General features: G+C 35.5%; 9 protein-coding genes. 4 read left to right on the forward strand and 5 right to left on the reverse strand.

Going from position 1 to position 8,239, the window contains the following annotated elements:
- The 4 genes from dxs to AB1349_11610 form a co-directional block, all read right to left on the reverse strand.
- On the reverse strand, positions 1-1,459 hold a 1,459-nt coding region (dxs, locus tag AB1349_11595), incomplete at its 3' end, for a 1-deoxy-D-xylulose-5-phosphate synthase (protein ID MEW6557973.1).
- A gap of 138 nt (positions 1,460-1,597) precedes the next feature.
- Positions 1,598-2,458 (reverse strand): polyprenyl synthetase family protein, encoded by an 861-nt coding sequence (locus tag AB1349_11600; GenBank protein MEW6557974.1) that lies wholly within the window; start codon positions 2,456-2,458, stop codon positions 1,598-1,600.
- Between the two features lie 132 nt (positions 2,459-2,590).
- Positions 2,591-3,175: a methyltransferase gene (locus tag AB1349_11605; GenBank protein ID MEW6557975.1), complete on the reverse strand. Its 585-nt coding sequence runs from the start codon at positions 3,173-3,175 to the stop codon at positions 2,591-2,593.
- A gap of 104 nt (positions 3,176-3,279) precedes the next feature.
- Positions 3,280-4,191, reverse strand: coding sequence for a patatin-like phospholipase family protein (locus AB1349_11610; GenBank protein ID MEW6557976.1), 912 nt, complete (start codon positions 4,189-4,191; stop codon positions 3,280-3,282).
- 60 nt (positions 4,192-4,251) lie between these two features.
- On the opposite strand from AB1349_11610, the gene AB1349_11615 reads away from it, so the two are divergent.
- From AB1349_11615 to AB1349_11630, 4 genes are all read left to right on the forward strand, one after another.
- Entirely contained in the window at positions 4,252-5,166 is a 915-nt protein-coding gene (locus AB1349_11615; GenBank protein ID MEW6557977.1) for a hypothetical protein, read from the forward strand.
- On the forward strand, positions 5,151-5,606 hold the full coding sequence (locus AB1349_11620; protein ID MEW6557978.1) for a low molecular weight protein arginine phosphatase: 456 nt from the start codon (positions 5,151-5,153) through the stop codon (positions 5,604-5,606). Before AB1349_11615 ends, AB1349_11620 begins: the two co-directional genes overlap by 16 nt.
- Before the next feature lie 23 nt (positions 5,607-5,629).
- Entirely contained in the window at positions 5,630-6,898 is a 1,269-nt protein-coding gene (gene rimO, locus AB1349_11625; GenBank protein MEW6557979.1) for a 30S ribosomal protein S12 methylthiotransferase RimO, read from the forward strand.
- Between the two features lie 177 nt (positions 6,899-7,075).
- On the forward strand, positions 7,076-7,885 hold the full coding sequence (locus tag AB1349_11630) for a ParA family protein (protein MEW6557980.1): 810 nt from the start codon (positions 7,076-7,078) through the stop codon (positions 7,883-7,885).
- Positions 7,886-7,983: 98 nt separating this feature from the next.
- Here the strand turns inward: AB1349_11630 and AB1349_11635 are convergent.
- Positions 7,984-8,239 (reverse strand): hypothetical protein (locus AB1349_11635; protein MEW6557981.1); only part of this gene is annotated, 256 nt, incomplete at its 5' end.

The raw sequence follows: 8,239 nt of genomic DNA on the forward strand, positions 1-8,239 counted from the left end.
ATTCAATCCCTCCCCCAATCTCCCCTCCCTCCCCCCCAACCCCACAACCTCGTGGATAACGAATAGCAGCCGGTTGACTCAATGATAGTGCTGTTTTCAACATATTCTGGAGTTCGTTTTCGTCGGAAGGTGCCATTATTACCAAATCAGGAATCATTCTTAAATATGATAAATCAAACGCACCTTGATGTGTAGCGCCGTCTTCACCGACGATACCTGCACGGTCTATTGCAAACACAACAGGTAGTTTCTGCAGACAGACATCGTGAACTATTTCATCAAACGCCCGTTGCAAAAATGTTGAATATATTGCTACTACCGGTTTATAACCACCAGTTGCAAGTCCGGCTGCAAAAGTAACTGCATGACCTTCTGCGATTCCGACATCAAAAAACCTGTTCGGGAACTCTTTCTGAAACTCAGTAAGCCCGGTGCCTTCTGCCATAGCAGCAGTAATTGCGACTATTTTTTCGTCTTGTTTTGCAAGTTTTACAAGTGTTTGCGAAAAAATTTGGGTATAGGTTGGAATTTTAGTTTCTGTTATTGAATTACCTGTGTTTATGTCAAACTTACCAATACCGTGAAACTCTGTTGGTTTATTTTCAGCAGGTTTATAGCCTTTACCTTTTTTTGTTATAAGATGTAACAGAATAGGTCCTTTTAAGTTTTTTACTTTTGTGAGTAGTTCAATTAGTTTATTAATATCATGCCCGTCAATAGGACCCAAATATGCGAACCCCATTTCTTCAAAAAGCATTCCTGGAAAAAGCAGCACACGAAACCTTTTTGCAACACGCATTATTTGAGAACCCCAGAAATGTATCCGAGATAGAAACTTTTCTACTTTTTTATAGAGTTTGCTGTAAAGTCCACCTGTAATAAGTTTAGTAAGATATGCCGCAAACGCACCAACACGGTAAGATATAAACATCTCGTTATCGTTAAGAATAACAAGCATATCTGTTCCAGAATGCCCGGCATTAAGAAGCCCTTCGTATGCAAGCCCGCCAGTAAGTGCACCATCACCTACAACTGCGACAACACGATAATTTTCGTTTTTCATATCGCGCGCAACAGCCAATCCTAATGCAGCGGATATCGCAGTTGACGAATGTCCCGCGCCAAATGCATCATATTCTGATTCTTCTATTTTTGGAAAACCGCTTATCCCGTTTATCTGACGCAATCTTGAAAATTTCTCTCGGCGACCTGTTATAATTTTGTGTGTATATGCTTGATGACCGACATCCCAGACGATTTTATCTTTTGGCGATTCAAAGACATAGTGGAGCGCAATTGTAAGTTCTACCGTGCCTAGTGAAGGTGCGAGATGACCGCCCGTTTGAGAGACAGACGAAACTATCAATTCTCTTATTTCATCAGCAAGTTGTGGAAGTAATTCTTTTTTTATCACTCGTAAATCAGATGGTTTATCAATCTTATCAAGAATCTTCATAATTTTGGCTTCTCAGGACAAGCTTGTTTCGGGCTGATTTGCTGATTTTGTATTTATTAAATGTAAGCAAATACTTACATTTTAATTTTGTTCGTCGGTAGTTTTTGGTTTTTCAATTAGTACAATTGTACTAATTGGATTTTAACTTTCTCTTTGGATGATATAATCAGCAATCGCTTTGAGCGGTTCTGCTTTTTTGCCAAAAATCTTCAAGTCATTTTTAGCACTTTTAACAAGTTTTTGGGCTTCTGTTTTAGATTTTTTAAGCCCGTAAACAGATAGATATGTCAATTTTTTATTTTTTAAGTCGGAACCGGTTTTGCCAAGTTTCTTTTTATCACCAATAATATCTAAAATATCATCAACAATCTGGAATGCAAGCCCGATTTTTCTACCGTAATTAGCGAGTGCTTTTATCTTTACTGACGAGACATTAGCCAAAATAGCACCTGCTTTTAACGAGACCTCAATCATCTTCGCTGTCTTGTGTTTGTGAATATAATTTATTTTCTGCTTCCCATCTGCCATCTGCCATCTGCCATTTGCCATCTGCGTATCAATAACCTGTCCGCCAACCATCCCTTTAGTTCCGGCAGCAATAGCGATTTCTTTTACAACTTTTGGGTTAATAATTTCAAACGCTTTTGTTAATAGCCCGTCACCTGCCAGAATCGCAATTGCTTCACCAAATTTTTTATGAGAAGTCAATTTTCCACGTCGGTAATCGTCGTTGTCCATCGCTGGTAAATCATCGTGTATCAGCGAGTAAGTATGTATCATTTCAATCCCGCAGGCGGTTGGAATAACGTCTTTTATATCGCCTTCACAAATTTCACATGCAACAAGACACAAAATCGGTCGCAGTCGTTTCCCACCTGCAAAAATACTGTATCGCATCGCAGTATTCATAATTGACGGCTCACCCACATTTTGCAGAAAATATTTTTTTAGTGCATTATCAATAACCAACTTTTTCTTTTTAAGGTAATCTTGTAAATCCATAATTCTACTGTAAAATTATACAAAAAATTCCATAAAAACACAACAAGATAAAAACCTTCACCACAGGACCATAGAGAACACAAAGCACACAGAGAGTATTAAATCAGATTTTTAGATTTTTGGGAATTATAATCAATAAAAACAGATATTCAAATATTTTCTTAATCCCTTGAAAATATTCCACATAGGAACTTTTTTTACATATTCTTTGTATTCATCTCCGAATTTCTTTATATTGTATTCGACTTCTTTTCTGGCTGACATCCAGAAACAAAATATTGATACTATAGCCAGAATTATCGAAAGAATTGACTGAAAAACTAAAATCAGAGCAATAGACCAAATTGTCATTCCCAAAGTTATGGGCTGGCGAATAATACCATACATCCCAGTATCAAAAAAAGTAGTGGTGTAAGACGGATCGTAGGTTTCTGGTTTACCTTTATGCTTCAGTTCGACCATTGAACCAAAGACTAAAATAGCTGAAGGAATATAGAGAATCCAGCCAATCACTGCTAACCAAAAAATCCTAAAATGCGTCCATGCTCCACGGATACCGATACTTAATTCGAGTGCCAACAAGGTAAAGAAAATACCCAAACCTGTATGGATATAAACTTCACTGGTAAAACGTTCTTTAATTGCTTGCATTATCCATATTCCATTAACAATCCATATAATGGCGCCGATGCCAATACAAAAATATAGAGCTAACATTTGTCTCCTCCCATTTACATATTTAGGTGAGCAATTTCATATAACGTTCTGCGGATAAAAGAAATCCCGCCCTCTAAGCATCGTGGGACTCCAGCCTGGAATCTTCAACTTGTTGAAAATAGTCTTTTGAATAATGTTTTATATTTTTGGACTCTAATTTTGTTTTTGAGTTGTATGAGTTTTGAATTTGTTTCAATTTCACCCGCGAGGATACATTCACAGAATTTTTTTAACTCAAACCATTTTATATCTTGGACTGACGGTTTTAGAATAAAATCAGCATCTTTTATCTGGAGTTCTCGTAAAACTGAAAGCGAGATTTCACCTGTTCGGTGAGCAATATCAAACGCTGTCTTTAACTTATTTTCTGATATCTCCGGTAATCTGGCACTTACATTAACACCTATTGAGAAATCACAGCCAGCATCCTTTACAACTTTTACAGGAACCATCTCTATTACACCGCCGTCAGCAAGTATGTTGTCTTCAAACTTAACTGGTGGCATAATACCCGGGATAGAAATACTTGATAAAACCGCTTCCCGTATATGCCCTTTGCAGAATACAACCTCTTTCCCTCTGGTAATATCCACAGCAACACAGGCAAACGGAATTTTCAGGTCTTCAAAATTTAAATCAGGCAGGAAAAATTCTATCATTTTAATAATTGTTTCTTGTTCTAAAAATGCCGGTCTTAACCCGGACAGAAAAAAAACAGTTTTTTCTTTAAACCTGGCAAAAAATTCATCAAAAATATTTTGCGATTTGGTTGTAGCCATTTTGTCTACTCCCAGTTCTTTGTAAATATCGCTCCTGATAAACTCGTCTACTTCCTTTTCCATTTCTACTGTTGATATCCCACAACAATATGCAGCACCTATAATTGCACCGATGGAAGTACCAGCAATAAAATCCGGTATAATTTTATTTTTTTCTAAAATATGTAAAACACCAATATGTGCAAATCCACGTGCTCCACCGCCTCCTAATGCCAAGCCAATTTTGAATTTTTTCATATCTACAAAAATTATATAAAATTACTTGCCAAAAATCAAGTTTTTTTGTATAATTTATTTATGACACTTTTTGGATTAGAAGTTGAACGGTCTTACTGGCTGGCGACAATCGGGGTTGTTCTGGGTATCTATTTATGGTTTTTTCTGACGGTGGCTGTAAAATTTGTAGATACAAGAAACGCAAAAATTGTAACACAAAATTTTGAAGAACTTCAAACACTGAAAGAACAGATTTCATTATTACAGAGATTAAAATTTGATAATGTTGTCTATACTGAGGCAGTTCTGCCCATTTTACCTGAAAGCCTCAATCGGATTGATACAATTCATTTTACAGTTTATACTACTCTTTCGGTTGATGAATATTCCGTGAAAGAAACCGCACAATTTGTGGAAAAAATATATAATACCATTATTGCTGATACTGAACTTTATAATTTTAATCCATATGAAAAATTTACAATTTACATATATAAAGATGCCCAGCAGTATAAAGAACTAACAAAAAGGCCGGTATGGTCTGGCGGATTTGTCTTAAACAGAAAAATTTACACTTTTGAAGGGCAACATCTGAAATATATTCTCTCGCATGAAATCACACATCTTATTTTTAACGATTTTATGAATGGTAAAGCAGAAAAAATATCACAATGGCTTAACGAAGGGCTCGCTATGTATGAAGAAACCAAAACTACTGGAATAAAAAAACCACAATTTGATAGAACTAAACGAATACCAATAGACGAGTTCTTGATATTTGATTTATCTAATGCAGAGGCGGAAAAGGTGAATTTATGGTATCAGCAGGCAGAGTCGCTGGTAACATTCTTAATAGAAAAACGGGCAAAATTAAAATTCTATAATTTTTTGGTAAAATTAAAAGAAACGGAAAATGTAAATGAAGCACTATTCTGGGGCTACCAATCCGAGTTCAAAAGTATTGGTGATTTGGAGAATGTATGGTTAAAAGAATAATTTTTGTCTGCACAGGTAATATATGCAGGTCTGTTATGGCGGAAGGTATTCTGAAAAATCTATTGAAAGAAAAAGGGATTACAAATATAAGTGTGTCTTCCGCAGGAATTGAAGCAAACCCGGAATACAAAATCTATGGCTATTTAGAAGAAGTAATACACAACGCAGGTATTGATTTTTCAAACCATATCTCAACCCAACTTACAGAAAAAGAAATCCATAATTCTGATTTAATTTTTGTAATGGAAAAAAGACATAAAGAGTATATTTTAAAAAAATTCCCACAGGCGAATAAAAAAGTTTTTTTGTTAAAGGACTACGCTGGCTATGGAGAAGTTGATATTGAAGATCCGATAGGTCAGCCACCACCAGCACACAAGCAGAAACTTGAAGAAATTGCTGATTGTATTCACAGAGCATTACCAAAAATCTTGAAATAAAACGAATTGTTTCACGTGAAACAATGAAAAAAGTAAATATAATTTCGCTTGGTTGCCCCAAAAATCTGGTTGATTCTGAAACAATGGCGGGACAACTTTCTCATAACGGCTTCTTGCCTGTTGAAAAACAAAACACCGCAGATGTCATCATCCTTAATACCTGCGCTTTTATCAAACAGGCAAGAAACGAAACATACCGCAAAATAGCAGAAATATCAAAAAAGAAATCAAAACAACAGAAATTTGTTGTCTGCGGCTGTCTTCCTCAACTTGAAAAAGATACACTTTTTACAAAATATCCGAAAATTGATATACTATTGGGCAGTTCTGATTTCGTAAAACTACCCAACATATTAAAAAACAACTGCTCAGCAACGTTAGAAATAAGCAAACCCAACTTTATTCTGTCAACCCAGCCCAAAATATTTTCAACACCCCCAAGTCATGCTTACATAAAAATCGCAGAAGGATGTAATAACAGATGCAATTATTGTATTATTCCTCAACTACGCGGTAATTTTAGAAGCAGAAAAATGGAATTTATAATAAACGATGTGAAAAATATTGTCGCTACTGGAAGAAAAGAAGTTATTCTTATAGCACAGGATACAACAATGTATGGAATTGATATTTATAAAAAGTTTGTGCTTCCATTGCTTCTGAAAAAAATCGCAAAAATTAACGGACTTAACTGGATACGGCTTTTATACACTCATCCTGCACATTTTACTGATGTTTTGATTTCAGAACTTGCCGAAAATGAAAAAATTTGTAAGTATATTGATATCCCAATTCAACATACTGATGATAGGATTTTGAAAGCAATGGGCAGACCTCTATCAAAAACAATTTTTTCAACTATCGAAAAATTAAGAAAAAAAATACCAAAAGTGGCACTGCGAACAACAGTAATGGTCGGATACCCTAACGAGACCGAAAAGATTTTTAAGCAAATGCTTACAAACCTAAATACATTCCAGTTTGATTGGCTGGGCGGATTTGTTTATTCGCAAGAAAAAAATACCCTATCGGCTGATAATATCCCACAAAAAGTAAAAAAAGAACGCTTTAATGAAATGATGGTACTACAACAAAAAATTACTTATCAAAAAAATAAAAATCGTATTGGTAAAATATTCAAAATACTCGCTGATACTGAAAAAGATGGACATACTGAATTTCAAGCTCCAGAGATCGATGGCAAAGTTATATTTTCAACAAAACAAACACCAGGTAAAATTCTACACTCAAAAATCTCATCGGTCAAAAATGTTTATGACCTCATTACCTGATGTTTCACGTGAAACATTTTTTGCTTGACAAATCCGGAATGTTTTTATATAATAAAAATATCAGGACTTTAAATATAAAATCAGCCACGAATGATACTGAATACACAGAATTAGAAGAATTTCCCTGTGAACGCTGTGACTCGGCGGTAAAAGAATCCTGTCAAAGACAAAAATCTTATGAGTAAAATTATTGCAATTGCAAACCAAAAAGGTGGGGTAGGTAAAACGACAACCGCGATAAATCTTTCAGCATCTCTGGCAATACTTTCAAATGAAACGCTTCTTATTGATATGGACCCGCAGGCAAATGCGACAAGTGGCTTCGGCATCAAAAAAGAAGAAATAGTATCAAGTATCTATAATGTTCTTATTGATGAGCAACTGCTGGAGAATGTGATTCTGCCGACGGAAATAGAATGGTGTGAGATTGTGCCATCAGGACTGGATTTAGTAGGTGCGGAAGTGGAACTTGTAAATATGCTTGCAAGGGAGACACGACTTAAAAACGCTTTAGCAAAATTTGATAAAGTGTATGACTACATCATAGTTGATTGTCCACCTTCGTTAGGGTTATTGACAGTAAATGCATTGGTTGCCGCACATTCTGTTATAATCCCTATTCAATGTGAGTATTATGCTCTGGAGGGACTTGGACAGTTGCTGAAACTTATAGATGCGTTGAAAAAAACTTTAAATCCTAATCTGTATGTAGAAGGTGTATTGCTAACAATGTATGATGCGAGGGTAAATCTTTCAGGACAGGTGATAGAAGAGATAAAAAAGTATTTTGGCGATAAGGTTTATAAAACAATTATTCCAAGAAATGTTCGGGTGGCAGAGTCGCCCGGTTTTGGCAAACCTGTGGTTCTGTACGACAAAAACTCACGCGGCGCCGAGGCATACTTAAATCTGGCAAAAGAAATGGCAGGAAATAGAAATGAAAAAGAAAATAATTCTGACGGAGATTCCCTATTAGAAGTCAAGTAAAAAATTAAGTTGAGATAGAGGTATCCTGTATCAGATTTGACTGAATTATTCACAGGGTTATTAACAAAAAATTTTTTGAGGACTATCACCTTGATCACTTAATAAATTTTGTTTGGGTCAAAAGCAGAGTTGTCTCTGTACATTGCGTAACAGATTTTTATCAAATCAGCAGCAAGAATTGAGCGTGCATCTTTCCAGAATCTTGTCTTTTTGAGACGATTATATTTCAGCATCGGAATTTCAAAAAGTTGTTGATAACACTTAAAAAAATCAATTTTTTGCTCTTTGTCAATATATCCCAGTTCCGCAGCAAAGATGTGTTGGTTCAGGCTTGGAGAAAAAAAACAAATTTTG

This window comes from Elusimicrobiota bacterium (genome assembly GCA_040757695.1).
Taxonomy (GTDB): domain Bacteria; phylum Elusimicrobiota; class UBA8919; order UBA8919; family UBA8919; genus JBFLWK01.